Here is a 26,105-nt window from a genome sequence, read left to right on the forward strand (position 1 = left end):
CATCGACGGTACGAACGCGCGCGCAGAACGGTCGCTCGCACTGGGGTTCGCGGACGACATGCTGTCTGCTCTCCTCGCACGGGGGCACAGCTGTGCGCCGCACGTGTTCGCCGCCCTCGCGTCCGAACTGGCTGACGACGCCGTGGCGATCCGCGAGGTCGTCGAGACGCTCGACCCTGCGCAGCGTCATGGACTCCGGCCCTTGCCGTCGCCGCTGCCGCTGGTGGAGTCCATCAGGGGCCGCTATGCGGACCTGGAGCTGAGCGGACGCGATCTGCAGCTGCTGCTCGCCACAGCGCTGTGCTTGCTCGGCAAGCTAGACCCCCTCCTCGAGTTCGACGGCCGGTCTGCGGAGCAGATCGCATCGAGCCCTGTCGGGCGGCATCTGAGTCTGCATGCGGGGATGATCCGGTTCGTCGACCCGCGCCTGGCCATCTGGATCCGCGGCACTGCGGGACGAGCGGAGGAGAAGGGCGTCCACGCCCGCCTCGCCGACATCTTCCGGGCTCGCGGCGACCGCGTGAGCGCCGACTGGCACCGCGCTCGCGCGTCGCTGCACCGTGACGCCGATGCAGCTCCCGAGCTCACCCGTATCGCACGCGAGCTCTCCGAGGCGGGCGAATCCGACCGCGCCCTCCTGCTCGCGAGCGAAGCGGCCGTGCACTCCAGCGGCGTGGCTCGTGACGAAGCCCGGCTCGTCGCGGGCGCATCAGCGATCGCAGCCGGGTACGCGGTCGAGGCGTCGGCATGGCTGGGCGGGCTGTTCCCTGACGGGGCCGAGCGGTACCGGCTGCAAGGTCTCAGCGGCCTCCTGGTGGCCCGGGCGCACCTGCAGGGGGCAGTGCCCGACGTCGAGCCGGCGGCGCTCCGTCCGCGCACCGACGACCACGACGACTGGTACTCCTGGGCCCGCGCCGCGGCCTTCGGCGCCGTGCTGTGCGCGGAGCGCGGCGACAGGCCGGGCATGCGGGCATGGCTCGACGCGTTGCGGGACGCCTGCGTCAGGGTGGGGGCGGAGCGTGATCTCCGGGATCCGGTCGTCGCGCTCGCGTGGCTGATCGCGGGCGACCGCGACGTCGACGCGATCGAAGGGGCGGGTCCGCTCACCGGCGCCATGCTCGGTGCCCTGCGCTGTGCCATGGACGGCGACATCGATCGTGCCCTGCGACTGCTCGCCGTCGGCGAGTCGGGGCTGGGTGCCGAGGTCGACCCGTTCGTCGCAGGTTTCGAGCACAGCCCGCTGGTTCGGGCGTATCGCGCGGTCGTCGAGGTGCTGCTGCTGACGTGGCGCGGCGACATCGGCCTCGCGCGTGATCGCCTGATCGCGGCCGCGCTCGAGCTGCCCATCGCGATGCCGTTCGCCGGCGTCGGCGTGGTGCTGGCGCGGCGCCTCGATCTGGCGGTCATCGGCCGCGTCGGCGCTTTCGCCGCCGCACTGACCGAAGCGCTGCCGCCCGCCCTTCGGATCGATCAGTTCGTCGACAAGGGCATCGAGGCGTATCTCGCCGGACGATACGACGAGGCTGCCGCCTACGTCCGCCTGTGGACCGACGCGGGGAGCAGACAGCATGCCCTGTCTGTCCCGGGACTCGACGAGGTGGCGCTCTCGGCCGGCTCGTCAGCCGAGTCGCGCCGCACGATCGAGTCGGCCGAGAACGAGCTCGCCCGGCGTCTGCGGGCCAGAGTCGCGATGACGCCCGAGGCGGACTGGCGCCACGAGAGCCGCGGCATCGCGGAGGAGGCGCGTCGGCTGCGTTCCCCCTTCGGGAGAGCGAGGGTGGAGGCGATGATGGGCATCCGCTTCGTGATCCGCGAGGAGACGAACGCAGCCCGCCAGCACTTCCGTTGCGCATGGCACCTGTTCACGGATGCCGGCGCGGACGCGTGGGCCCGATCGGTGGCCGCGCGGCTCGAGCGTCTCGACGCAGGAGAGATCGCTGCGCCGCGAGTCATGGACCCGCTGGAGGTGTGCCGGAGCGTGTGGGAGCCGGTTCTCACACCGAGAGAACTCGAAGTCGCGATGCATGCCGCGGGCGGGGCGTCGAATCGGGAGATCGGCGATGCCCTCGGGGTCTCCGTGCGCACGGTCGAGGTTCATCTGGGACGCGCCTTCACCAAGCTCGGAGTGCGAAGCCGTGTCGAGCTGACTGTGCTGGCACACCGCACGGGGCGCCTGCGCTGAGGGTGTCTCACCCGTCCGGAGCTGCTCAGCGGGGGAGCGCCAGCAGCTCGCCGTCGGCCTCGGCCAGCCCATCGGCGATGAGGGAGTCGATCGCACGATCTCGCTGTCGTGCATCCGGCCAGTCCGGCACGACGTCGGCGAGCGGAACTCCGGCGGGAGCGGCGTCGCGGAGCGCCTTCAGCACGGCGCCGCGCGCCTGGCGATCCGATCCCTTGAAGGCGGCCTGCCGTCTCCTGGTGTCCCCGGTGTCGGGCCGGCCGGCTGCGAGCCACGCGCAGCCGGTCACCAGCGGGCATGCATCGCAACGCGGTCCGCGCGCGATGCACACGGTCGCGCCGAGCTCCATCGCAGCGGCGTTCACGACTGCCGCGTCGGCGTCGTCCTCGGGCAGCAGCGAGTCCATGAGGGTCAGGTCGCGGCGCGACGGAGCCCCGGGATGCGCCTTCCCGAGCCCTGCGCGGGCGAGCACCCGGCGCGTGTTCGTGTCGACGACGGGATGCCTGTCTCCGTACGCGAACACGGCGACGGCGCGCGCGGTGTAGTCGCCGATCCCCGACAGCGCCAGCAGCGCGTGCACGTCGCGCGGGACCGTCCCGCCGTGACGTTCGGTGATCTCGCGCGCGGCGCGGTGGAGCCAGAGGGCACGCCGCGGGTATCCGAGGTTCGCCCACTGCTGCACCACATCGGCCGGGGTCGCGGCGGCGAGCGCCGCGGGGGTCGGCCAGCGGGTCAGCCAGGCGTCCAGGTGCGGGATCACGCGCGTGACCGGAGTCTGCTGCAGCATGAACTCGCTGACGAGCGTTCCCCATGCCCCGTATGCCTCATGGAACCCCGGGCGACGCCAGGGGAGATCCCGTGCCGTGGTCCGGTACCACTCCGCGAGCGCGGCGACGCTCTCTGCGGGGAGCAAGGGGGACGTCGGCACCAGGACAGCCTAGGCGACCCCGGCGCCTCGTACGGGGGAGCGGGGCGGTGCGCGGCGGGCGCCGGTCGCACCGTAGGCTGGAGGAATGGTCGCACCCGGCATCCTCCTCGTGGACAAACCGGCTGGGATGACCAGCCACGACGTGGTCGCACGCGCGCGCCGCGCGCTCGGCACTCGGAAGGTCGGGCACGCGGGGACTCTCGATCCCATGGCGACCGGGTTGCTGGTGATCGGCGTCGAAGGCGCGACGAGACTGCTCACGTACATCGTCGGGGTGGGCAAGACCTATGAGGCGACGATCCGTCTCGGGCAGTCCACCACGACCGACGACGCAGACGGCGAGATCGTGCAGGCAGCGACGGCATCCGCATGGGAGACCGTGACCCCTGAACGCATCCGCGAAGGCATCAGCGCGCTCACCGGCCGCATCTCGCAGGTGCCGAGCTCCGTCTCCGCGATCAAGGTCGACGGCCGCCGCGCGTACGACCGGGTGCGGTCAGGAGAAGACGTCGTGCTGGCGCCCCGCGAGGTCACGGTCTCGCGCTTCGACGTGCGCGCACGACGGGAAGCCGACGGAGTCATCGACCTCGACGTCGTCGTCGACTGCTCATCCGGCACGTACATCCGGTCTCTCGCCCGCGACCTGGGCGCACGACTCGGCGTGGGGGGTCATCTCACGGCCCTGAGGCGGACGAAGGTCGGCGAGTTCTCCGTGCAGGACGCGGCATCCGTCGACGAGCTCCGAAGCGCGGCGATGATGTCGCCGGCGGACGCGGCATCCCGTGTCATGCCGGTGTTGCACGTGACGGCCGAGGACGCGCGCGACCTGCGCCACGGCAAGCGCCTCGCCGGCCAGGCGTCCCGCATCGCCGGGGGCGCGGCAGCCGCGATCGACCCGGACGGCGTGCTCGTGGGAGTGGTGGAGAAGCGGGGTCCCGATCTGAAGAGCGCCATGAACATGGCTGAGGAGGCCCGATGATCCTGTGGTTCACCGTCGTGCAGATCGCGGTCGCCGTCGCCGCTGGTCTGCTGTGCCTCGTGCTCGGCCTCGCAGGTCGGCGCCCCAGCGACCTGAGCGTCGGAGCGCTCGCCCTCGTCGAGCTGCTGCTGATCGGTCAGGTGATCGTCGCGATCGTCTCCCCGTTCGCAGGGAATCCGCCCACCGGAGACCTGCTGGAGTTCTGGGTGTATCTCGTCTCGGCTGTGCTGCTGCCCATCGGCGCCGTGTTGTGGGCGCTGATGGAGCGCAGCCGGTGGAGCACCGTGGTGCTGGGGGTCGCGGGACTCGCCATCGCGATCATGGTGTGGCGCATGCACATGATCTGGACGATCCAGCTCGCGTGACCGCGCAGCCGCCGAGTGCGGCCGCCCGTAGGATGGATGCAGCTATGAGCACCGTCCCCTCTTCCCGAATGACCGGCATCGGTCGAGTCCTCGTCGTCGTGTACGCCGTCATGGCGCTGGCCGCCACGGGGAGGAGCTTCGTGCAGATCGTGCGCCGTTTCGACGAGGCGCCGCTCGCGTACTCGCTGTCCGCGCTCGCGGCTGTCGTGTACGTCCTCGCCACGCTGGCGCTCGTGCTGGCGCGTCGCCGCGGGTGGTACACGATCGCCTGGATCGCGATCGTGTTCGAGCTGACCGGTGTGCTCGTGGTGGGAGCGCTCAGCCTCCTGCTGCCCTCGTTGTTCCAGCACGAGACCGTGTGGTCGCTGTTCGGCCGCGGCTACCTGTTCATCCCGCTCGTGCTTCCGGTGTTCGGCCTCTGGTGGCTTCGCACACACCGTCCTGCCGCCGCTGCTGCGGACAGGGCCGAGGTGGCCGCATGATCGTCTTCCGGGATCCGTCCGAGGTCCCCGCGGACTACGGACGCACCGCCGTCGCGATCGGCAAGTTCGACGGCGTCCACGCCGGACACCGCGCGGTGATCCGCCGTCTGCGTGAGCGGGCCACGGACTCCGGTGCGAAGGCCGTGGCGGTGACCTTCGACCGCAACCCCTTGGCAGTGCTCCGCCCGGACCGCTGTCCCGAGAACGTGGTGACGGTCGAGCGCAAGCTCGAGCTCCTCGGCGAGCTCGAGCTCGATGCCACGCTGCTGCTGACCTTCGACGAACGCCTCGCGGCGTTGAGCGCCGAGGACTTCGTGACGGAGATCCTCGTCGGGGCGCTCCATGTGTCGACGGTGCTGGTCGGCGACGACTTCCGCTTCGGGCACGGGGGAGCGGGAACACCGGATCTGCTGCGCCGGCTGGGACCGGCGCACGGCTTCACCGTTGACGTCGTCGACGACGTCTACCTCCCCGGCTCCACGCGCCGAGTGTCCTCGACGTGGATCCGCGAGCTGCTCATCGACGGCGACGTCGTCACGGCAGCCAGGGCGCTCGGACGTCACGTCGATGTCCGAGGCGAGGTCGTCCACGGCCTCAAGCGCGGGCGCGAACTCGGCTTCCCGACCGCGAACCTCTCGGCATCCATCGACTCCTTCGTACCGGCGGACGGCGTGTACGCGGGGTGGCTCGTCGACCACGACACCGGCCTTCGGCACCGTGCCGCGATCTCGGTGGGCACGAACCCGACGTTCGACGACGTGCTGGTGCGCCAGGTCGAGGCGCACGTCATCGGCGAGACCGGGCTCGAGCTCTACGGCCACGACGTCACCGTGGAGTTCGTGGCGCGATTGCGCGGCATGGTGGCCTTCGAGGGCATCGACACGCTGAAGCTGCAGATGGCGCAGGATGTCGACGACGCTGTGCGCGTCCTGTCAGCACAGGCGTGATCGGATGGCGTAGACTGGCGCACGGTCGCCCGTGATCCTTGCGCGTCCTTCGCGCAACGCAGGAGACCGGTTCTACTGTTCGTACGGTCCTGGTTCACCCACACGCGGACACAGACGGCGCTGATGCATCCCAGCATCGGGCCTTCACGCTCAGGAGGAGCATGCCGACAACGGCAACCGCCGCATCGCGGCGCAAGAAGACGTCCCGTCGCGACGATGAGGCACCCCTCATCCCGATCCTCGCGCGCAAGGTGCGCGAGATCGAGGCGAAGTCGCAGAAGGGCAAGCTCGGCCCCACGAACCGGGTCAAGTTCCAGGTGATCGCCTTCCTGGTGCGCGAAGAGCGTGCCAGGGTGAAGGCGGATGCCGAGCTCGCCGACGCGGCGCGCGCCGAGCTGCTCAAGCGCCTCGACGGCGTGGCGACCATCCTCGCCAAGACGGCCGCTCGAGACACTTCGCTCATTCAGCTGCTCGAGGCCGACCAGGCGACGTCCCCCGTCGCCAAGCGCATGCGACGGGACTGGCTGCTGGAGTCCGGCGCCGAGCTCCCGCCGGAGGAGCTCATCATCGCCGACCCCGCGCCCGTGCAGGCACCGGTCGTGCCCGCCGCGATCGCCGAGCGCCAGGTGACGCCCCCGTCGGTCGAGGCGCGTCAGCTCGCGAACCCGTTCCTCGCCCCTGATCTCACGCCGCGGGTGACGACCACCCCGCGGCGGCGCCTTGACGGGTGGGAGCTGATGGGGCCGCTGTACAAGGCGTTCGAGACCGGCGCCGGAGGCTCGGCTGCGAGCATGGAGCTTCCGCCGCCGCCGGAGTTCGACCACGTCTCGCCCAACGGCCTCGAGCTCATGGTGCATCAGTCGCGCTTCCTCGAAGCGGTCCGTTCGGGTCACCGCACCTTCCTCCTCGCCGACGAACCCGGTCTCGGCAAGACCGCGCAGTCCGTTCTCGCGGCATCGGTGGCGAACGCCTACCCTCTCCTCGCCGTCGTGCCCAACGTCGTCAAGATGAACTGGGCACGCGAGGTGGAGCGGTGGACGCCGCAGCGGCGCGCGACGGTGATCCAGGGCGACGGAGACGACATCGACGCGTTCGCCGACGTGTTCATCGTGAACTACGAGATCCTCGATCGCCATCTGTCGTGGCTCGCGTCGATCGGCCTTCGCGGCATGGTCGTCGACGAGGCGCACTTCATCAAGAACCTGTCGTCGCAGCGCTCGCAGAACGTGCTGTCGCTGGCGTCGCGCGTGCGGGAGCGCACGCCGGGCGGCAAGCCGCTGCTGCTCGCCCTCACCGGAACGCCGCTGATCAACGACGTCGAGGACTTCGACGCGATCTGGCGCTTCCTCGGCTGGACGACGGGCGAGAAGCCGGGCCCCGAGCTCATGGAGAAGCTGGACGCCACCGGCCTCACACCCGCCGACAAGGCGTTCTACCCCGAGGCGCGTGACGCCGTCATCTCGATGGGTATCGTGCGGCGCAAGAAGAAGGACGTGGCGGCCGACCTGCCCGACAAGCTCATCGCCGACCTCCCCGTGCAGCTCGACGACGAGTTCGGGCGCAGCATCCGCCAGGCGGAGCGCGAGCTGGGCGAGCGTCTCGCGGCACGGTACCGGCGCATCATCGACGCGCGCGGCGACCGCGGGCTCGCAGCGGGCGAGATCGACGACGACATCGTGCGGCTCGTCGCGCAGAACGAGCTCGAGGAGTCGAAGGCCGCGGGCACGAGCGGCGACAACGTCTTCACGATGGTGCGGCGCATCGGCCAGGCGAAGGCCCAGCTCGCGGCCGACTACGCGGCCCAGCTGCAGCGCTCGGTGGGCAAGGTGGTGTTCTTCGCCAAGCACATCGACGTGATGGACCAGGCCGAGGCGCACTTCGCGGCCTCCGGCATCCGCGCGGTCTCGATCCGCGGCGACCAGACGTCCTCGGCGAGGCAGCAGGCCATCGACGCCTTCAACGGCGACCCCGACGTCGGCATCGCCGTCTGCTCGCTCACTGCCGCCGGCGTCGGCCTCAACATGCAGGCCGCGTCGAACGTCGTGCTCGCAGAACTCTCGTGGACAGCGGCCGAGCAGACGCAGGCCATCGACCGCGTGCACCGCATCGGTCAGGACGAGCCGGTGACGGCATGGCGCATCATCGCGGCGCACACGATCGACACGAAGATCGCGGAGCTGATCGACCAGAAGCAGGGGCTCGCGGCGCGTGCGCTCGACGGCGAGGCGCTGGACGAGACGGCGGGTGAGCCGGTTCAGCTGGGCGCACTCATGCACCTGCTGCGCGAGGCCCTCGGAGAGGTCTGACGAGAAGGCGTTAAGAACCACGGTTCTTGACGCCGTTTTCGTCGCTTTGGGGCGTCAGTCGCGAATTTCCGGCGAATCGTCGCGTTCGCGCCGCAAGATCGGCTGTTTTCGACGCTCCGAATGGCGCACGTGCTCTCCGTCGCGCTAGTGTCGATCGCAGGCAGCGTCGCCTCCTTTCCCTTATCCCGAACGTCTGAAGGCAGCAGCATGAAGATCGGCATCCTGACGAGCGGCGGCGACTGCCCCGGTCTCAACGCGGTCATCCGCGGCATCGTGCTCAAGGGCACCACCACGTACGACCTCGAGTTCGTCGGCATCCGCGACGGGTGGCGTGGCGTGGTCGACGGCGATTTCTTCCCGCTCACGCGGCACGAGGTGAAGGGCCTGTCCAAGGTCGGCGGCACGATCCTTGGCACGAGCCGCACGAACCCCTACGAGGGGCCGAGGGGCGGTGCGGAGAACATCGCCAAGACCCTCGCCAAGCACAACATCGACGGCATCGTCGCGATCGGCGGCGAGGGGACGCTCGCGGCCGCCAACCGGCTCGCGAACGACGGGATCAACGTCGTCGGAGTCCCCAAGACGATCGACAACGACCTCAGGGCCACCGACTACTCCTTCGGGTTCGACACCGCGGTCAACATCGCCACCGACGCCATGGACCGCCTGCGCACGACGGGCGACTCCCACCAGCGGTGCATGGTCGCGGAGGTCATGGGACGCCACGTCGGCTGGATCGCCCTCCACGCGGGTCTCGCCGCAGGTGCGCATGCCATCTGCATCCCCGAGGTCCCCATGTCGATCGAGGAGATCTGCGCCCTCGTGACGAGCGCGTTCGACCGGGGCCGCGCACCCCTCGTGGTCGTCTCCGAGGGCTTCACGCTCACCGGAATGCAGGAGGCTTACAGCGACAAGGGGCTCGACGCCTTCAACCGTCCGCGCCTCGGCGGCATCAGCGAGGTGCTCGCTCCGGAGATCGAGCGCATCACGGGCATCGAGACCCGGTCGACCGTGCTCGGCCACATCCAGCGCGGCGGCTCTCCGTCGGCGTTCGACCGTGTGCTCGCGACGCGTCTCGGCCTGCACACCGCCGATGCCCTGGTCACGCGCTCCTGGGGCAAGATGGTCGCCTTGCGCGGGACGGACATCGTCAAGGTCCCCTTCGCCGAGGCGTTGGGCGAGCTGAACACGGTGCCGCGGGAGCGCTACGACGAGGCGGCGGCGCTCTTCGGCTGACCCCCGCCTCTTTCGCCGGAATCAGGAAGACCGCCCGAGAACAGGATGCCGTACGGCATCCGTCCTGTTCCCGGGCGGTCTTCCTGTTCTCGGCACACCGGTCATGAGCGCGGGTGTGGAGGAGAGCTGCGCATGACGCCGGTCACGAGTGATGGCCGGGGCTCAGGCCTCCGCGATCCCGAGGACCTCGAGTATCCACGCGAGCTCGAAGGCGCGCTCCTTCCAGGAGTTGTACCGACCGCTCACCCCGCCGTGGCCGGCGACCATCTCGCACTTCAACAGGACGTCGGATGCTCCCGCGTCGCGCAGCCGAGCGACCCATTTCGCAGGCTCCACGTAGAGCACGCGCGAGTCGTTGAGCGAGGTGACGGCGAGGATGCGGGGGTAGCGGGCGCCGTCGCGAACGTTCTCATAGGGCGTGTACGACTTCATGTACTCGTACACCTCGGGGTCGTGCAGCGGGTCGCCCCACTCGTCCCACTCGATCACGGTGAGCGGCAGAGACGGGTCGAGGATCGTCGTCAGCGCGTCGACGAAGGGCACCCCGGCGAGGATGCCGGCGAAGGTCTCGGGCGCGAGGTTCGCAACGGCGCCCATGAGCAGACCGCCCGCACTCGCCCCCTCGGCGACGAGCCGTTCCGGCGCCGTGATCCCCGTCGCGATGAGGTGCTCGGCGCACGCGACGAAGTCCGTGAAGGTGTTGCGCTTGTGCAGGAGCTTGCCGTCTTCGTACCACTGGCGTCCCATCTCGCCGCCCCCGCGCACGTGGGCGACGGCGAACACGACGCCGCGGTCGAGCTCCGACAGCCGGGCCACCGAGAAGCCGGGATCGATGGAGTGCTCGTACGACCCGTAGCCGTAGAGGTGCACGGGACGGATGCCGTCGCCGGGCTCGCCGAAGGAGCGCTTCCAGACGAGGGAGACGGGGACGCGTGTGCCGTCCGAGGCTGTCGCCCATTCGCGCCGCTGGCCGTAGTCGAGGGGATCGTATCCGCCGAGGACGGCGACCTGCTTGCGGAGCACGAGCTCGCGCGTGGCCAGGTCGAGCTCGTAGACCGTCCCGGGCGTGACGAAAGAGGTGTATCCGAGGCGGAGGTACGGCGAGTGCCACTCAGGGTTGCCGCTCACACCTGCGGAATACAGCGGCTCGTCGAAGGGCACGTCCTCCAGGGCATCGGTCGCGTAGTCGAGCAGCGCGACGCGCTCCAGACCCTCGCTGCGGTACTCGACCGTCGCGAAGTCGCGGAACGCGTCCATGCCCAGCAGCCGGCGCCCCGGTTCGTGCGCCACCACGACGCGCCGTTCGCCCTGCGGATCGTCGGCGGACACCGAGACGAGCTCGAAGTCGAGAGCATCCTGGTTGTGAAGGATGTACAGGCGGTCCTCGCCGTCGACGACCGCATGGTCGAGGGAGTACTCGACGCCCTCCGTGCGGGGCCAGACGAGACGGGGGGTGGCGGTGAGATCGCCCCGGAGGTCGACGAGATACTCCTCGCTCGTGATGCTCGACCCGACGCCGATCACGAGGAATCGGCGGCTGCGCGTGATGCCGGCGCCCAGCCAGAACTTCTCGTCGGGCTCGTGGAAGAGCTGCACGTCGTCGGCGATGTCGGTGCCGATGCGATGCAGCCAGAGAGTGTCAGGGCGCCACGCCTCATCACGCGTCGTGTAGAGGATGCCGGTGCCGTCGGGCGTGAAGAACGCGCCGCTCGTGCCGGGGATCTCGTCGGGGAGCGTCCGGCCGGTCGCGATGTCCCGCACGTGCACGGTGTAGAGCTCGTCGCCCTCGAAGTCGGTGGACCACAGCAGCCGTGTGGCGTCGTCGGACGTGTCGAACGCGCCGAGGGAGAAGAACTCGTGCCCGTCCGCTTCGATGTTGCCGTCGAGCAGGACCTCCTCACCGGGAACGGGTGCACCGGGCTCGAGGACCGGGGGCGTCCACTCGTCACCGGCGGGCGCCGTACGGCAGTGGATGGCGTACTGCGATCCCTCTTCCGTGCGGCTGTAATACCACCAGTCGCCGCGTCGAGTCGGCACCGAGAGGTCGGTCTCCCGCACGCGCGACTTGATCTCCTGGAACAGGCGCTCGCGGAGGGGTTCGAGGTGCGCGGTGCGTGACTCGGTGTAGGCGTTCTCCGCCTCCAGGTGGGCGATCACCTCGGGGGAGTCCTTGTCGCGCAACCACTCGTAGGGGTCGTCGACGGTGTCGCCGTGATGCGTGCGGAGGGTGGATCGGCGGGCGGCGCGAGGAGCATCTGTCACGTTCCCACGCTAGTCGAGGTCGAGTTGACCGGCACCGACGAGGGTGGGAGGATTTACCGGGGCCGGTTAACGGAAGTCAAACCCACGGCGAACTCTTCGTTCGTCACGTCGATATCGTCGACACGCACCCTTCTTCCCAACGACCGAAAGCGAACGGTGGAAACCGCAGCCCTCATCGTCGTGCTGGTGATCGCACTAGCCCTGTTCTTCGACTTCACCAACGGCTTCCATGACACCGCGAACGCGATGGCGACGCCGATCGCGACCGGTGCGCTGAAGCCGAAGACCGCCGTGCTGCTCGCGGCGGTGCTGAACCTGGTCGGCGCGTTCCTGTCGACCGAGGTCGCCAAGACCGTCTCCGGTGGCATCGTCAATGAAGGCGACATCTCGCACTCGCTGCTTCCCGCGCTCATCTTCGCCGGTCTCATCGGTGCCATCACGTGGAACATGCTCACGTGGCTCCTCGGGCTGCCGTCGAGCTCTTCGCACGCCCTGTTCGGGGGACTCATCGGGGCCACGCTCGTGGGCGTCGGCGCCGCAGGCATCAATTTCGGCGTGGTGATGTCCAAAGTGGTGCTCCCGGCGCTCATCGCCCCGCTGACCGCCGCCGTGATCGCCTTCGTCGCCACGAAGATCGCCTACGGCATCACCCGGCGCTACGACGGCAAGCCGGATGGGCGATCCGGCTTCCGCTGGGGGCAGATCTTCACCTCGTCCATGGTGGCGCTCGCGCACGGCACGAACGACGCTCAGAAGACGATGGGCGTCATCACCCTCGCTCTCATCACGGTCGGCTGGCAGTCCAGCGACGAGCCGCTGTGGGAGGTCAAGATCGCCTGCGCCGTGACCATCGCGCTCGGCACCTACCTGGGCGGCTGGCGCATCATCCGCACGCTCGGCAAGGGCCTCACCGAGGTGAAGCCGGCTCAGGGGTTCTCGGCCGAGAGCTCCACCGCAGCGACGATCCTCGCGTCCAGTGCGCTCGGCTTCGCCCTGTCCACCACCCAGGTGGCGTCCGGCTCGGTCATCGGGTCGGGACTCGGCCGTCGTGGCTCGGTGGTGCGCTGGCGCACGGCCGGTCGCATCGCCCTCGGCTGGCTGCTCACGCTTCCCGCGGCTGCAGCAGTCGGAGCGCTCGCCGCCGTCCTCGTGGTCTGGCTGGGCCTGGCCGGGGTGCTGATCGACGCCGTGCTCGCCGTCGCGGTCATCGTCGGACTCTTCCTGTGGTCACGGCGCAACGAGGTCACGCATGCAAACGCCATGAGCGACGTCGCGGTCTCGGGCAAGGCCGTCGACCTGCCGGAGGTCCCAGGGCCGACGCGTCGGCGCAGCCGCATCGAGCTGGAGCGGGCGCAGGCGCGCGCCGAGCGCAAGGCGGCTGAGGCTGAGAAGGCGCTGCGACGGGCGCGCAAGCTCGAGAAGTCCGTCGGCAAGGGGCCCGAGGTCAAGGCCGCGCGCAAGGCCGCGGAGCGAGCGGAGCGCAAGCGCATCGAGGCCGAGAAGGCCGCGCACGAGTGGGAGGTGCTCAGCGCCAGCCGTCGTGCGCGCGCCGAGCTCGCGGAGTGGGAGTCCGCGCACTCCGGCAATGCGACGCAGGAGGAGGCCCGCTGATGAGCATCGAGATCGACTGGCTGGCGTTCTTCCACGTCTTCGTCGCCGCCCTGATCGGGGCGGTCGCCATCGTGACGTTCTACGCACTCGGGCTGCGGATGCTCGTGAGGGCAGGACGGGTTCCTCTCGTCACGCCGGCCGAGTTCACCGACGCGATCACCGTGATGTCGGAGAAGGAGCTCAAGCACGCCGCGAAGCAGGCGGCGAAGGCGGCGAAGAAGAGCCCGCTGTCCGAGGGGCAGAAGCGCTTCGCGTTGGTGCTCGCCTACCTCTGCTTCCTGGTGTGCGGTGCGGCTGTCGTCGGCGGCATCACCCTGATCGTCGTCGGACACTGACCGCATCGCGGTCGCCGCTGCGTGCGCGAACGCGCACCGGAGGGGGCCGGGCTTAGGCTGGTCGCATGTCCGACACGGCGCGCGAGTACGTCTTCGGCCGGCACCTTCCGGCGTCGCATGTGCTGATCCACGTCAGCGACCCGCACTTCCTCGCAGGAGGGGCGCGGTTGGGTGGCCGTTACGACGTGGAGTCCACCTTCGCACGAACCCTGGAGACGATCCGCTCCGTGCATCCGCACCCCGCGGCGATCGTCGTCACCGGTGATCTGGCCGATCTCGGGGAACCCGACGCCTACCGTCGCCTACGGGAGGCCGTCGAGCCAGTCGCGGAGTCGCTCGGGACGGTCGTCGTCTGGGTCGCCGGGAACCATGACGAACGGCCCGCACTGCGGGAGAACCTGTTCGACCTCACGCCGACGGAGGAGCCCGTCACCGGGGTGTGGGATCTCGACGGGCTGCGGCTCGTGGCGCTCGACACCAGCGTGCCGGGGTGGCATCATGGCGACCTCGACCGCGCCCAGCTCGCGTGGCTGGCCGATGTGCTCGCGACTCCGGCACCGCACGGCACGCTGCTGGCGATGCATCATCCGCCGCTGCCGAGCCACCTCCCGCTCTTCGACATCCTCGAGCTGAGGCATCAGGACGAGCTCGCGGAGATCATCCGCGGGACCGACGTGCGCGGGATCCTGGCCGGACATCTGCACTACTCGTCGCACGGCACTTTCGCAGGGGTGCCGGTGAGCGTGTCGTCGGCGACGTGCTACACGATGAACGTCGCTCTCCCGGCCTCGCGCGTGAACGGCATGGATGCGGCTCAGGCATTCCAGCTCGTGCATGTGCACCCCGACACGATCACGCACACGGTCGTGCCGGTGACCGACGCCGACACCGGGGACTACTTCTCACCGGAGTGGCTCGAGCGCATGGCGGCGCTCTCGGCGGAAGAGCGCCTGGAGGCCTTCTCGCGCAAACCGGGGCGCTGAGCACGGGGCTGCAGATGGCGGGCGTAGACTGGACGCATCCCCCACGTACCCACTCGCCACGACCCACAAGGATGTGACATGGCTTCTGCCGCGCCTTCCCATACCCGTACAGAGACCGATTCGCTCGGGAGCATGGAGATCCCCGCAGACGCGTATTGGGGGATCCACACCGCTCGTGCCGATGCGAACTTCCCCATCACGAAGCGTCCGATCTCGGTGTACCCCGATCTGGTCATCGCCCTCGCGATGGTCAAGCAGGCCAGCGCCAGGGCGAACAAGGAGATCGGGGTCCTCGACGGCGAACGCGCCGACCTCATCGACCGCGCCGCACAGCGTGTCATCGACGGCGAGTTCCACGACCAGTTCACCGTCGGGGTCATCCAGGGCGGTGCGGGCACGTCGACCAACATGAACGCGAACGAGGTCATCACCAACATCGCGCTCGAGATGGCGGGACGAGAGAAGGGGGACTACGCGTTCCTGTCCCCGATCGACCACACCAACCGCAGCCAGTCCACGAACGACGTGTATCCGACCGCGGTGAAGATCGGACTGTCGCTCACGCTCCGCTCGATGCTCGACGAACTCGACCTCCTGCGCCAGTCCTTCCTCACCAAGGCCAAGGAGTTCCACGACGTCCTCAAGGTCGGCAGAACGCAGTTGCAGGACGCGGTTCCGATGACGCTGGGCCAGGAGTTCCACGGCTTCGCGACGACGCTGGGCTACGACCACCAGCGGCTGAGCGAGAACGCCGCGCTCATGTTCGAGGTGAACATGGGCGCGACGGCGATCGGCACCGGCATCACGACCCACCCGGACTACGCGCCTGCGGTGCTGAAGCACCTGCGTGAGATCACGGGCCTGGATCTCGTCACCGCGAGCGACCTCGTCGAGGCCACCAGCGACACCGGCTCGTTCATGTCGTTCTCCTCGTCGCTGAAGCGCAACGCGATCAAGCTGTCGAAGATCTGCAACGACCTGCGGCTGCTGTCGTCCGGACCGCAGGCCGGGCTCGGCGAGATCAACCTCCCCGCCATGCAGGCCGGCTCGAGCATCATGCCTGGCAAGGTCAACCCGGTGATCCCCGAGGTGGTCAACCAGGTGGCGTTCTCGGTCGTCGGGGCAGACGCCACTGTGACGATGGCCGTCGAAGCGGGGCAGCTCCAGCTCAATGCCTTCGAACCGGTGATCGCCCACTCCATCTTCCAGTCGATCACGTGGATGCGTCAGGCGATGTGGACGCTCCGGGTGAACTGCATCGACGGGATCACGGCGAACCGCGACCGGCTGGGTGCGATGGTCGGCGCCTCGGTCGGCGTCATCACGGCACTCACGCCGTTCATCGGCTATGCGGCGGCCGCGGCGCTCGCGAAGACCGCCCTGCTCACGAACCGCAACGTGGCCGACCTGGTCGTGGAGGCGGGGCTGATGTCGCGCGAAGAGGTGACCAAGCAGCTCTCGCCGGCGCGGCTGTCGGGCCTGGAGGCCGTCACGGCCGCCATCCCGGTCGTCTCTCCCGAGGATCTCGTGGAGATCTGAACCGACGCCACTGCACAGACGCGGCCCCGACGAGTCTCTCGCCGGGGCCGTCGTCGTTCAAGGGCTTGCCACACCTCCATTTATGCGCTTAAACTAGACCGCGATGCGGTTTAAGCGCATAGATTTCGTGGATGCGATTCAAGGAGGAAGACGTGAAAGGCACGAGGATCCTGGGCGGCATCGCCGCCGTCGCGGCGGCATCGCTGCTGCTGAGCGGATGCGGACGCACAGAAGACACGGCGGGCGGGACAGACGAGGTCACGACGCTCGATGACGGACCGGCGACCGGCACCATCTCGATCTGGGCGATGGGCGCCGAGGGCGAAGCCCTGCCGGACTTCGTGAAGGAGTTCGAGAAGGCGAACCCCGACGTGAAGGTCGAGGTGACGCCGATCCCGTGGGACGCCGCTCACAACAAGATCCAGACAGCCATCGCCGGAGGCAACACGCCCGACGTGGCGATGATGGGCTCCACCTGGATGGCCGATTTCGCCGACGCGTTCGCGACGGTGCCGGAGGAGATCTCCACCGAGGGCTTCTTCGACGGCGCGCTGAGCACCAACCAGGTCGGAGACCGCATCGCAGGCGTCCCCTGGTACGTCGACACGCGTGTGCTGTACTACCGCACGGACATCGCGGAGAAGGCCGGCTGGACGACGGCGCCGACCACGTGGGACGAGCTCACGCAGATGGCGGCCGACATGCAGAGCAAGGGCGGCTCGACCTGGGGCATGCGTCTGCCCGCCGGTAACGACTCGTTCCAGGGCGCCATGTGGATGCCGTGGTCGGCAGGCGCTGAGCTCACCGACGGCGATTCCTGGACGCTCGACACCCCGGAGATGAAGAAGGGGCTGGAGTACTACCAGAGCTTCTTCACGAAGGGCATCGCGAACCCCGACGTCGACACCTCGCCCGGAGCGACCGAGGCGGAGTTCGTCGACGGTACGGCGCCCATGGTCGTGGAGGGTCCGTTCCTCCGCGGTCAGCTCGAAGAGGTCGGCGGTGACGGTTTCACCGACAAGTTCACCACCGCCGTGCTGCCCGCGCTCGACGAGTCGGTGTCGTTCAGCGGCGGAGCGAACCTCGTGGTCTTCCAGGACAGTGACAACGCGGCGTCGGCCTGGAAGCTGGTCGACTGGCTCACGCAGCCGGAGACGCAGGCGGCGTTCTTCGAGGCGACGGGTGACCTTCCCGCCTCCAAGGCCGCGTGGGAGGAGCCGGCTGTCGCCGGTGACGAGAGCATCGCGACGTTCGGGACGCAGCTGGAGACAGCGAAGGCTCCGCCGGTGACCACGAGCTGGGTGCAGGTGGCGGCCAAGGGCGACCAGGCGCTCGAGTCCATCCGGCGGGGCACGGCTGACGTCGACGAGGCTCTGAAGACGCTGCAGTCCGAAGCGGACTCCATCGGGCTCGACTGATGTCGTCGCCCACAGCCATCGCCGCTGCGGGGACCGCCCGAGGTCCTCGCAGCGGCCGGGACACCGGACTCGGTGCAGTACGACGGCGCAGGCAGGCTCTGATCGCATGGGGTTTCGCCCTGCCGTTCGTCGTCATCTTCGCGATCTTCATGCTGGTGCCGATCATCGGCTCGTTCGCGATGTCGTTCACGGACTTCACCGCTCGCGACATCCGTTCGCCGTTCGCCGTGAACTTCGTCGGCATCCAGCAGTTCGTCGCGCTCTTCTCCGACTCCCGCTTCCTCACATCCCTGGGAGTCACGGGACTCTTCGTGCTCGTCGGCATCCCGGTGACGATGGTCGTGGCCCTCGCTCTGGCGCTCGCGCTGAACAGCGGCCGCGGCAGGCTCGTCGCCTTCTTCCGTGTCGGGTTCTATGCACCCGTCGTCACGAGCATCGTCGCGATCTCCGTCGTGTGGCGATACATCCTGCAGCCCGACGGCCTGGTGAACTCGGCGCTGGCCACCATCGGCATCGAGGGCCCGAACTGGCTGAACGACCCGCGCTTCGCGCTTCCGTCGCTGATCATGATGGCCGTGTGGCGCAACGTCGGCACGTTGATGGTGATCTTCCTCGCCGGGCTCCAAGCGGTGCCGGAGGACGTCAACGAGGCGGCGACCATGGACGGAGCATCGGCGTGGCGTCGCCTGGTGTCCGTGACCCTGCCGCTGCTGCGGCCGACGCTCCTGCTGGGTGCCGTGCTGATCTCCGTCGGCTACCTCCAGTTCTTCGAGGAGGCCTTCGTCATGACGAAGGGCGGTCCGCTGGACTCGACACTGTCGGTCGCGTTCTACACGTATCAGCAGTTCGGATTCGGCGAGTACGGCCTGGCGTCGGCCGCGAGCTACGTGCTGTTCCTCGCGATCGCGCTGCTGAGCCTGCTCCAGTTCCGACTGCTCCGTTCGAAGGACTGACCCGATGGCGACCACTCTCCTCCCGCAGCCGGATGCCGCCGCCGCCGCGCCGCGGCGCCGCAGGCGTCTGCACGGCCGTGGCCGTGTGCTCACCTACACGGTCCTCGCGATCGGCCTCGCACTGTGGCTCATCCCGTTCGTCTGGATGGTGCTCGGCTCGGTCAAGACGCAGAGCGAGATCCTCCGTCGTCCGCCCACGTGGTGGCCGGAGAACCCGACCGGCGAGAACTTCGCGGCCTGGTTCGGTCCGCTCGACTTCGGCCACTTCTTCGTCAACAGCCTCGTCGTCGCCCTCGTGACCGTACTCGGCAACATGGTGTTCTGCTCGATGGTCGGGTATGCGCTCGCGAAGATGGAGTTCCCTGGCAAGAAGGCCCTGTTCGTCCTCGTGATGGTCACCCTCATGGTTCCGGGGGTCGTGACCTTCGTGCCGCTGTTCGTCATGGTGTCCAAGCTCGGGCTCGTGAACACGTTCCCTGGCCTGATCCTGCCCTTCCTCACCGCGCCGATCGGCGTGTTCCTGATGCGGCAGTTCATGCTCGGCATCCCCGACGCGCTCCTCGAAGCCGCGCGCCTCGACGGGGCAGGGGAGTGGCGGATCTTCGCCCGCATCGTGATGCCCCTGTGCGGTCCGCCTCTGGCGACACTCGGGATCCTCACCTTCCTGTCGTCCTGGAACAACTTCCTCTGGCCCCTCGTCGCCGCGCAGACGCAGGAGATGTACACGCTCCCGGTGGCCCTGTCGCTGTACTCGACCGGACAGAACGCGACCGACTACGGGTTGCTGCTCGCGGGTTCTGTGCTCGTCATCACACCGATCCTGCTCCTGTTCGTCTTCTTCCAGCGCTGGTTCATCCGCGGCGTCGCCACGACCGGCCTGAAGTGACGCCGCCCCCGCCCGGCTCGTCCGACCCATCCGAAAGAGAGCACATGACACTCCATCTCCGCACCTCGAGCGACGGCACGCGCTATCGCGACCTCAACGGCAACGGGGTCATGGACCCCTACGAGGACCCGCGCCTCAGCCCGGAGGAACGCACGGAGGATCTCCTCTCCCGACTCTCCCTCGAGGAGAAGGCCGGGCTGATGTTCCAGACGGTGATCGAGATCGGTCCCGACGGCGAGCTGCTCGAGACGCCGGGGGCGATCTCGAAGTCGCCCACATCCGACGTCGTCCTCGGCAAGCACCTCAGCCATTTCAACGTCCACGCCATGCGCACGGCGAGGGACGGGGCTCGCTGGAACAACAACCTCCAAAGGCTCGCCGAGCAGACGCCGCACGGCATCCCCGTGACCATCAGCACCGACCCGCGGCACGCGTTCGTCGAGAACACGGGCGTCGCCTTCTCGGCCGGGCCGTTCTCGCAGTGGCCCGAGGCCATGGGGCTCGCCGCGATCGACGACCTCGACGTCATCCGCCGCTTCGCCGACACCGCTCGTCGCGAGTATGTCGCCGTCGGCATCCGTGCTGCGCTGCACCCGCAGGTCGATCTGCCCACCGAGGCGCGGTGGGGACGCCAGGCGCAGACGTTCGGGTACGACGCGCAGCGCGTCGCGGAGATCACCGCGGCGTACCTCGAGGGGTTCCAGGGCGAGCAGCTCGGACCGGGGAGCGTGGCGTGCACGACGAAGCACTTCCCCGGCGGGGGGCCGCAGCTCGACGGCGAGGACGCGCACTTCCCGTACGGGAGGGAACAGGTGTACCCCGGCGGCCGGTTCGAGGAGCACCTCGCCCCGTTCGTCGAGGCCATCCGCCGAGGCACCGCGGGGATGATGCCCTACTACGGCATGCCCGTCGGGCTCGTGCGCAACGGCGCGCCGGTCGACGCCGTGGGCTTCGGCTACAACCGGCAGATCGTCACGGAGCTCCTGCGTGAAGAGCTCGGCTACGACGGCGTCGTCGTCACCGACTGGGAGCTCGTCAACGACAACCACGTCGGCGACCAGGTGCTTCCTGCCCGAGCATGGGGTGTGGAGGAGCTGACGCCGATCCAGCGCATGCGGATGCTGCTCGACGCGGGGGTCGACCAGTTCGGAGGAGAGGAGTGCGTCGAGCTGCTGCTGGAGCTCGTCGCGTCCGGTGACGTGCCGGAGTCCCGGCTCGACGCCTCGGCGCGGCGGATCCTGCTGGTGAAGTTCCGCCTCGGACTGTTCGACGACCCGTACGTCGACGAGGACGAGGCCGAGCGCATCGTCGGCTCCGCCGAGTTCCGCGAGCAGGGGTTCCGCGCGCAGGCCGAGTCGCTCACCGTGCTGGAGAACAGAGACGCCACACTGCCCCTGTTCGCGGGGCGGCGCCAGCGCGTCTACGTCGAGGACATTCGAGCCGATGCCCTGCGCGAGTACGCCGATCCGGTCGCCCGTCCCGAGGACGCCGATCTCGCGATCGTCCGCATCGGGGCCCCGTTCGAGGCGCGCGACGACCTGTTCCTCGAGAAGTGGTTCCACCAGGGATCGCTGGAGTTCCCGCCAGGGCTCCCCGTGCGGCTCCGCCGCATCGCGGAGCACTGTCCTCTCGTCCTCGTCGTCAACCTGGACCGGCCCGGCATTCTCACGCCTTTCGTGCCATTCGTGTCTGCGCTCGCCGCGGACTTCGGGAGTTCCGACGAGGCGGTCCTGGCCGCTCTGTCCGGGCGGATCCGTCCGCGCGGGACGCTGCCGGTCGAGATTCCGCGGTCCATGGAAGCCGTACGCCGATCCCGGACGGACGTACCGGGCGATACCGTCGATCCGGTGTACCCGGTGCGTCACGGACTCACCCTGCCGTGACGCGGCAGGGTGAGGTTCGCCCTCAGTAGAATCGCCCAGAAAGCGAGGTACCCATGGCGTCCAGCCGCCCCACTGTGTACGACGTCGCGGAGCGAGCCGGAGTGTCGATCGCCACCGTGTCCTTCGCCTTCCGCCGACCGGAGAAGGTGCGACCGGAGACGAGGGACGCCGTGCTCCGGGCAGCGCGCGAGATCGGGTATGTGCCAAGCGGATCGGCGAGGAACCTCGCCAGGGGACGCACCGGAGTGCTCGGCCTGCATCTCTTCGACCTTCTGCTCGATCGGCCGCAGGACGGGGCTATGCCCCGGGACCCCGCAGCGCACGACGAGGGGGTCGAACTCGCCGGTCTCGATCTCGATGCCGACCTGGTGCCGTGGGACGCCGTCGAGGACGCGCGCCTGAGCCAGCCGCAGACGTTCCCGCTCTACGTCGACGAGGTGCAGCGGGGCTTCGTGCTGGAGTGCAAGCGCAACGGTCGAGCGGTGCTGCTGAGCACCGGAGGCACCGATCTCTCCGACGTCGCCGACACGGCGGGGCGGGTCGACGGACTCGCGGTGCTGCCGGGCAAGTCGGCGATGGCCTCGCTCGCCTCGGTCGCGGCCAACCTCCCCGTCGTGGTGCTCAGCAGCGTCGACGGAGACGGGCATCGCGTGCTCGTCGACAACGAGGGCGGAGAGCGGATGCTCATCGACCACCTCGTCGGGGAGCACGCCGTGCGGTCGCTCGGCTGGGTGGGCGCGCATGTGTCGCACGACTACGCCGAGCGCATGGACGCCTTCTTCCGCATCGTCGGCGAGCGATCGGACGGGGTGACGGCCGAGAAGCTCGACGAGGTCGATCTCGACACCGCTCCGGACTTCCACAACGTCATCCGGCGTGCCAGGGCGGGGACGCTGCCTGACGCTCTCGTCTGCGCGAGCGACCAGGTCGCGATCGCCATGCTCGACGTCCTCCGCGCCGAGGGTGTGGAGGCGCCACGTGACGTGCGCGTCGTGGGTTTCGACGGCATCCTGGCGTCCCGCATGTCGTCGCCGACGCTCACGACGATCCGTCAGCCCATGGAGCTGATGGGCCGGATCGCCGCGCATCTGCTGCTGAGCGATCCCGGTGACGGGTCGGTCCGGCCGAGGACGGTCCGCCTCGGCGTCGGCTTTCAGCGCGGCGAGAGCTGTGGCTGCGGCTGAGACGCCCGATCCTCGGGGGAGAGGAGCGATCGGGGTCAGTCGAGCACGCGGCAGTGCGTTGTCAGCTCGCCGATGCCGTCGATCCCCACGGTCACCGTCGACCGGTCACGCAGGAAGATCTGCGGATCGCGCGAATAGCCCGCGCCGCCGGGGCTGCCGGTGGAGATGAGCGTGCCGGGAAGGAGGGTCAGCGACTGGGACAGGTGCGCGATGAGCGCGGCGACGGTTCGCACCATCTGACCCGTGGTCGCGTCTTGCACGGTGCGGCCGTCGAGCACGGTCCAGATGTGCAGGTCCTGCGGGTCGGCCACCTCGTCGGCGGTCACGACGACCGGGCCGGTAGGGGTGAAGCCGTCGAAGGACTTGCACCGCGACCACTGCGCCTCGGCGAACTGCACGTTGCGCGCCGTGATGTCGTTGACCACGGTGTAGCCCCAGACGTGGCTCAACGCGGTGCTCTCGTCGACGTCCTTCGCCGGCGCGCCGATCAGCACGCCGAGCTCGGCCTCGTAGTCCACGGCCTCGCTGAGGCCGCGGGGCCAGGAGGTGGTCTCTCCGTGGCCGGCCAGAGAGTTGGGCCACAGCGTGAAGACGGTCGGCGCGGCATCCGTCTTCAGCCCGAGCTCGCTCGAGTGCGCAGCGTAATTGAGCCCGACCGCGAGCACCGCGGGCGGAGCCAGCACAGCGGACGCGAAGGCCCAGCCGTCGAGCGGATGCCGGGGTGCCTGGTCGCGCTCGACGGCGGCGCGCACGGCGGCGAGCAGTTCGTCGCCCCCTTCGATGAGCTGCTGCAGGGTGGCAGGAGCATCGGCGAGGAGATCCGAGACGAGGATGGCGTCCGCGCCGTCCACCACCGCGAGTCGCACGGCGGAGGAGTCGGCGCGGCGCAGGTGAGCGAACCGCATATCTCTACGGTAGCCGGTGCGGCCTCGTCGGGTGGTCCGAGCAGCGCCCTGTCCGTCTGCGGACGCCGAATATGCTGTCGCTATGACTTCCGGAGGACCGTCTCAGCCAGCGCCCTACTCGCCGCCGCCGTCCGGCCAGCCGTCCGCGGCACAGACCCAGTACACGGCCCAGCAGTATGCGCAGTCGCGGTACACACCGCCGGCATTCGGCCAGCAGCCGGGGTACGCCTCGATGTTGGCACAGCCCGCGCCGTATTCCCCGCCCGCACCGGCGGCGCCGTCGCCGGCTCAGGGCCTCCCCGCGCTCTCGAAGCCCCGACCTGCCGGTCGCGTCGCGCTCTTCGTGCTGTTCGGCTTCCTCGGTCTGCTGCTGCTCGGCCTGATCGGCTACTTCGGGCTGTTCCTCGGTCCGATCGCCTCGGTGATCGGGCTCGTGCTGGCACTGTTCCCGCTCGCCGTGGTGTTCTTCGTCGTGTGGATGATCGACCGGTGGGAGCCGGAGCCCCGCAGCCTCATCTTCTTCGCCATCGCCTGGGGCGCGATCGCGGCCGTCGGCCTCACGCTTCTCGTCGACACCGGCCTCACGCTGCTCGTGGGACGGTCGGGCGAGTTCGGCGCCGCCGTCATCCAGGCGCCGATCGTGGAGGAGTTCTGGAAGGGCTTCGGGGTCCTCCTCATCTTCCTCATCGCGCGCCGCTCCTTCGACGGACCCGTCGACGGCGTCGTCTACGGCGCACTGGTGGGAGCGGGCTTCGCCTTCACCGAGAACATCCAGTACTTCGCGATCAGCCTCATCGAGGGCGGCGAGGGCCAGCTCGCGGTGACGTTCATCCTCCGTGCCGTGATGTCGCCGTTCGCGCACGCCATGTTCACGTCGCTGACCGGCCTCGCCATAGGGCTCGCGGCTCGTCGGAACGCCACGGCGGGGGCGGCGATCGGCTACGGCCTCCTCGGTCTGCTCGCGGCGATGTTCCTGCACGGGCTGTGGAACGGATCGTCGTTCGTGAACTTCTTCCTGCTCTACTTCGTGCTGCAGGTGCCGCTCTTCGTCGCGTTCATCTTCGGCATCGTGGCGCTGCGGCGCGAAGAGGCGAGGCTCACCAGGGCGCGGCTCGGCGACTACGCGGCGGCCGGGTGGTTCACCGTCGAAGAGGTCAACATGCTCGCCACCCCGGCAGGCCGCAAGGTGGGTCTGGCGTGGGCGGGGCAGCTGCGGGGCGACCGGCGCCCCCTCATGCGCGAGTTCATCAAGGACGCGACGAAGCTGGCGGCGGTGCGGCAGCGAGCCATCACGGGCCGCGACCCCCTCGCTCCTGCCGAGGAGCAGGCTCTGCTCGTGCGCACGCGCGCCACCAGGGCGGCGTTGCTGGCGTACTGAGCAGGCGACCCCGGGGGACCCCGCGCCCCCGGACAGACTCAGCGCCCGGTGCTGCGGCGATGCCTGCATGTCTCCCGGGCGCTGAGTTGATCTGTAATCAGGGTGCACCCGTGCCGACCCGGTGTCAAGCACTTCATCGAACCCGCCGCCGGGGTGTCGTCGCGATCCGGATGTTCGCTGTGAGCAGGTCCGCTCGCGTTGACCGGCGCGGGGGCCTCCGGTTGTATGGAGCCATGACTGATCGTACGAAGCCAGAGTTCGACGCTCCCACCGGTCCCGCTCCCTCCGAGCTGGTCATCCGCGACATCATCGTCGGCGACGGCGCTGAGGCGAAGCCCGGCGACACCGTCACCGTGCACTACGCAGGCGTCGAGTACGACTCCGGCGAAGAGTTCGACTCCTCCTGGGGCCGCGGCGAGACCATCCAGTTCCCGTTGCGCGGGCTCATCCAGGGCTGGCAGGACGGCATCCCCGGCATGAAGGTCGGCGGTCGGCGCGAGCTCGTGATCCCGCCGCACCTCGCCTACGGTCCCGTCGGCGGCGGCCATTTCCTCTCCGGCAAGACCCTCATCTTCATCATCGACCTCGTCGCGGTGGGGTGATCCCCGCAACGTCAGCGCAGAAGGCGCCCTGTTCCACGGAGCGGGGCGCCTTCTGCCGTGTCCCGAGAATGTCCGAGATTCCGGGAATACATGCATCTGAATGTAAGTTGGAAGCGGTGATGCCGCACCCGCGGCGACGACTCACCGCAGACGCGGCCGCTGTTCCAGAGGAGAAAGCATGACCAGCATCGACATCCCCGGCTACCGCCCCGGCACCTGGGTGCTCGACCCCGCGCACAGCGAGGTCACCTTCAGCGTGCGCCACATGATGATCTCGAAGGTGCGCGGCACCTTCGGCGTCAAGAGCGCGACCCTGATCGCGCCGGAGAACCCGCTCGACGCGCAGGTGACGGCCACCGTCGACGTGACCTCGGTCGACACCAACGACGAGAACCGCGATGCGCACCTGCGTTCGGCGGACTTCTTCGACGTCGAGAACTTCCCGACCATGCAGTTCGTCTCGACCGGCGCCCGTGTCGAAGGCGGGGACTTCTACGTCGACGGAGACCTCACCATCCGAGGCATCACCAAGCCCGTGAGCTTCGAGTTCGACTTCGGCGGCTTCGGTCAGGACCCCTACGGCAACTACAAGGCAGGGGCCTCCGCGACCGCGGTGATCAACCGCGAGGACTTCGGCCTCACCTGGAACGCCGCTCTCGAGACCGGCGGGGTGCTCGTGGGCAAGGACGTCACCATCAACCTCGACCTGCAGGGCGCGCTTCAGCAGGACTGAGCGCGACGCCC

Annotated in this window: 22 protein-coding genes; 19 read left to right on the forward strand and 3 right to left on the reverse strand. The window is 69.1% G+C overall.

The features are described from left to right. Positions 1-58 precede the first annotated feature (58 nt). Positions 59-2,182, forward strand: coding sequence for a helix-turn-helix transcriptional regulator (locus AB663_RS17680; RefSeq protein ID WP_067198714.1), 2,124 nt, complete (start codon positions 59-61; stop codon positions 2,180-2,182). Between the two features lie 25 nt (positions 2,183-2,207). Here the strand turns inward: AB663_RS17680 and AB663_RS10520 are convergent, their stop codons facing one another. Further along, entirely contained in the window at positions 2,208-3,107 is a 900-nt protein-coding gene (locus AB663_RS10520; protein ID WP_269465167.1) for an A/G-specific adenine glycosylase, read from the reverse strand. 85 nt (positions 3,108-3,192) lie between these two features. Between AB663_RS10520 and truB the strand changes: the two genes are divergently transcribed. The 6 genes from truB (at position 3,193) to AB663_RS10550 (ending at position 9,422) form a co-directional block, all read left to right on the forward strand. Further along, the gene (gene truB / locus AB663_RS10525; RefSeq protein WP_067198716.1) at positions 3,193-4,086 is read left to right on the forward strand and encodes a tRNA pseudouridine(55) synthase TruB; all 894 of its coding nucleotides are present in this window, start codon (positions 3,193-3,195) and stop codon (positions 4,084-4,086) included. Beyond that, complete coding sequence (locus AB663_RS10530; protein WP_067198719.1) at positions 4,083-4,451, forward strand: hypothetical protein; 369 nt, start codon at positions 4,083-4,085, stop codon at positions 4,449-4,451. The genes truB and AB663_RS10530 overlap by 4 nt, the downstream gene beginning before the upstream one ends. Before the next feature lie 44 nt (positions 4,452-4,495). Further along, positions 4,496-4,933: a hypothetical protein gene (locus tag AB663_RS10535; protein WP_232304525.1), complete on the forward strand. Its 438-nt coding sequence runs from the start codon at positions 4,496-4,498 to the stop codon at positions 4,931-4,933. Next, complete coding sequence (locus AB663_RS10540; protein ID WP_067198724.1) at positions 4,930-5,880, forward strand: bifunctional riboflavin kinase/FAD synthetase; 951 nt, start codon at positions 4,930-4,932, stop codon at positions 5,878-5,880. Before AB663_RS10535 ends, AB663_RS10540 begins: the two co-directional genes overlap by 4 nt. A gap of 161 nt (positions 5,881-6,041) precedes the next feature. Then, on the forward strand, positions 6,042-8,186 hold the full coding sequence (locus AB663_RS10545) for a DEAD/DEAH box helicase (RefSeq protein WP_067198726.1): 2,145 nt from the start codon (positions 6,042-6,044) through the stop codon (positions 8,184-8,186). Positions 8,187-8,393: 207 nt separating this feature from the next. Further along, on the forward strand, positions 8,394-9,422 hold the full coding sequence (locus tag AB663_RS10550; protein ID WP_067198728.1) for an ATP-dependent 6-phosphofructokinase: 1,029 nt from the start codon (positions 8,394-8,396) through the stop codon (positions 9,420-9,422). Between the two features lie 162 nt (positions 9,423-9,584). Here AB663_RS10550 and AB663_RS10555 read toward each other — a convergent pair whose 3' ends face one another. After that, positions 9,585-11,684 (reverse strand): S9 family peptidase, encoded by a 2,100-nt coding sequence (locus tag AB663_RS10555; RefSeq protein ID WP_067198730.1) that lies wholly within the window; start codon positions 11,682-11,684, stop codon positions 9,585-9,587. A gap of 156 nt (positions 11,685-11,840) precedes the next feature. Here AB663_RS10555 and AB663_RS10560 point away from each other — a divergent pair, with 156 nt between their 5' ends. The 9 genes from AB663_RS10560 (at position 11,841) to AB663_RS10600 (ending at position 22,476) form a co-directional block, all read left to right on the forward strand. Further along, positions 11,841-13,295 carry an inorganic phosphate transporter gene (locus AB663_RS10560; protein WP_083511207.1) on the forward strand — a complete coding sequence of 485 codons (1,455 nt, stop codon included), beginning with the start codon at positions 11,841-11,843 and terminating at the stop codon, positions 13,293-13,295. Continuing rightward, positions 13,295-13,630: a peptidase gene (locus AB663_RS10565; protein ID WP_067198732.1), complete on the forward strand. Its 336-nt coding sequence runs from the start codon at positions 13,295-13,297 to the stop codon at positions 13,628-13,630. Before AB663_RS10560 ends, AB663_RS10565 begins: the two co-directional genes overlap by 1 nt. 65 nt (positions 13,631-13,695) lie before the next feature. Then, positions 13,696-14,613 (forward strand): metallophosphoesterase, encoded by a 918-nt coding sequence (locus AB663_RS10570; protein ID WP_067198733.1) that lies wholly within the window; start codon positions 13,696-13,698, stop codon positions 14,611-14,613. A 78-nt stretch (positions 14,614-14,691) separates the two neighbouring features. Next, the gene (locus tag AB663_RS10575) at positions 14,692-16,152 is read left to right on the forward strand and encodes an aspartate ammonia-lyase (RefSeq protein WP_067198734.1); all 1,461 of its coding nucleotides are present in this window, start codon (positions 14,692-14,694) and stop codon (positions 16,150-16,152) included. Between the two features lie 152 nt (positions 16,153-16,304). Beyond that, on the forward strand, positions 16,305-17,570 hold the full coding sequence (locus AB663_RS10580; RefSeq protein ID WP_083511208.1) for an extracellular solute-binding protein: 1,266 nt from the start codon (positions 16,305-16,307) through the stop codon (positions 17,568-17,570). Next, a complete protein-coding gene (locus tag AB663_RS10585) occupies positions 17,570-18,523 on the forward strand; it encodes a carbohydrate ABC transporter permease (RefSeq protein WP_067198736.1) in 954 nt (317 codons plus the stop codon). The genes AB663_RS10580 and AB663_RS10585 overlap by 1 nt, the downstream gene beginning before the upstream one ends. A gap of 4 nt (positions 18,524-18,527) precedes the next feature. After that, complete coding sequence (locus AB663_RS10590) at positions 18,528-19,409, forward strand: carbohydrate ABC transporter permease (protein WP_067198737.1); 882 nt, start codon at positions 18,528-18,530, stop codon at positions 19,407-19,409. Positions 19,410-19,453: 44 nt separating this feature from the next. After that, a complete protein-coding gene (locus AB663_RS10595) occupies positions 19,454-21,292 on the forward strand; it encodes a glycoside hydrolase family 3 protein (RefSeq protein WP_067198739.1) in 1,839 nt (612 codons plus the stop codon). A 53-nt stretch (positions 21,293-21,345) separates the two neighbouring features. After that, the gene (locus AB663_RS10600; RefSeq protein WP_067198741.1) at positions 21,346-22,476 is read left to right on the forward strand and encodes a LacI family DNA-binding transcriptional regulator; all 1,131 of its coding nucleotides are present in this window, start codon (positions 21,346-21,348) and stop codon (positions 22,474-22,476) included. A 35-nt stretch (positions 22,477-22,511) separates the two neighbouring features. Here AB663_RS10600 and AB663_RS10605 read toward each other — a convergent pair whose 3' ends face one another. Continuing rightward, entirely contained in the window at positions 22,512-23,381 is an 870-nt protein-coding gene (locus AB663_RS10605) for a fumarylacetoacetate hydrolase family protein (protein WP_067198744.1), read from the reverse strand. A gap of 82 nt (positions 23,382-23,463) precedes the next feature. On the opposite strand from AB663_RS10605, the gene AB663_RS10610 reads away from it, so the two are divergent. The 3 genes from AB663_RS10610 to AB663_RS10620 all read left to right on the forward strand — a co-directional run bounded on the left by AB663_RS10610 (position 23,464) and on the right by AB663_RS10620 (position 26,094). Next, entirely contained in the window at positions 23,464-24,759 is a 1,296-nt protein-coding gene (locus tag AB663_RS10610) for a PrsW family glutamic-type intramembrane protease (protein WP_232304526.1), read from the forward strand. Between the two features lie 233 nt (positions 24,760-24,992). Continuing rightward, a complete protein-coding gene (locus tag AB663_RS10615; RefSeq protein ID WP_067198746.1) occupies positions 24,993-25,361 on the forward strand; it encodes an FKBP-type peptidyl-prolyl cis-trans isomerase in 369 nt (122 codons plus the stop codon). Between the two features lie 178 nt (positions 25,362-25,539). Then, positions 25,540-26,094 carry a YceI family protein gene (locus AB663_RS10620; protein WP_067198748.1) on the forward strand — a complete coding sequence of 185 codons (555 nt, stop codon included), beginning with the start codon at positions 25,540-25,542 and terminating at the stop codon, positions 26,092-26,094. Positions 26,095-26,105: the final 11 nt, after the last annotated feature.

This window comes from Microbacterium sp. XT11 (genome assembly GCF_001513675.1).
In the GTDB taxonomy this organism is placed as follows: domain Bacteria; phylum Actinomycetota; class Actinomycetes; order Actinomycetales; family Microbacteriaceae; genus Microbacterium.

Excerpts from the sequence above, each read along its gene's own strand:
- AB663_RS17680 (WP_067198714.1), top strand. The coding sequence starts at position 59 with ATGCTGTCTGCTCTCCTCGCACGGGGGCACAGCTGTGCGCCGCACGTG.
- AB663_RS10550 (WP_067198728.1), top strand. The coding sequence starts at position 8,394 with ATGAAGATCGGCATCCTGACGAGCGGCGGCGACTGCCCCGGTCTCAAC.
- AB663_RS10570 (WP_067198733.1), top strand. The coding sequence starts at position 13,696 with ATGTCCGACACGGCGCGCGAGTACGTCTTCGGCCGGCACCTTCCGGCG.
- AB663_RS10585 (WP_067198736.1), top strand. The coding sequence starts at position 17,570 with ATGTCGTCGCCCACAGCCATCGCCGCTGCGGGGACCGCCCGAGGTCCT.
- AB663_RS10595 (WP_067198739.1), top strand. The coding sequence starts at position 19,454 with ATGACACTCCATCTCCGCACCTCGAGCGACGGCACGCGCTATCGCGAC.
- AB663_RS10610 (WP_232304526.1), top strand. The coding sequence starts at position 23,464 with ATGACTTCCGGAGGACCGTCTCAGCCAGCGCCCTACTCGCCGCCGCCG.
- AB663_RS10575 (WP_067198734.1), top strand. The coding sequence starts at position 14,692 with ATGGCTTCTGCCGCGCCTTCCCATACCCGTACAGAGACCGATTCGCTC.
- AB663_RS10615 (WP_067198746.1), top strand. The coding sequence starts at position 24,993 with ATGACTGATCGTACGAAGCCAGAGTTCGACGCTCCCACCGGTCCCGCT.
- AB663_RS10565 (WP_067198732.1), top strand. The coding sequence starts at position 13,295 with ATGAGCATCGAGATCGACTGGCTGGCGTTCTTCCACGTCTTCGTCGCC.
- AB663_RS10540 (WP_067198724.1), top strand. The coding sequence starts at position 4,930 with ATGATCGTCTTCCGGGATCCGTCCGAGGTCCCCGCGGACTACGGACGC.
- AB663_RS10600 (WP_067198741.1), top strand. The coding sequence starts at position 21,346 with ATGGCGTCCAGCCGCCCCACTGTGTACGACGTCGCGGAGCGAGCCGGA.
- AB663_RS10535 (WP_232304525.1), top strand. The coding sequence starts at position 4,496 with ATGAGCACCGTCCCCTCTTCCCGAATGACCGGCATCGGTCGAGTCCTC.
- AB663_RS10530 (WP_067198719.1), top strand. The coding sequence starts at position 4,083 with ATGATCCTGTGGTTCACCGTCGTGCAGATCGCGGTCGCCGTCGCCGCT.
- AB663_RS10545 (WP_067198726.1), top strand. The coding sequence starts at position 6,042 with ATGCCGACAACGGCAACCGCCGCATCGCGGCGCAAGAAGACGTCCCGT.
- AB663_RS10605 (WP_067198744.1), bottom strand. The coding sequence starts at position 23,381 with ATGCGGTTCGCTCACCTGCGCCGCGCCGACTCCTCCGCCGTGCGACTC.
- truB (WP_067198716.1), top strand. The coding sequence starts at position 3,193 with ATGGTCGCACCCGGCATCCTCCTCGTGGACAAACCGGCTGGGATGACC.
- AB663_RS10590 (WP_067198737.1), top strand. The coding sequence starts at position 18,528 with ATGGCGACCACTCTCCTCCCGCAGCCGGATGCCGCCGCCGCCGCGCCG.
- AB663_RS10620 (WP_067198748.1), top strand. The coding sequence starts at position 25,540 with ATGACCAGCATCGACATCCCCGGCTACCGCCCCGGCACCTGGGTGCTC.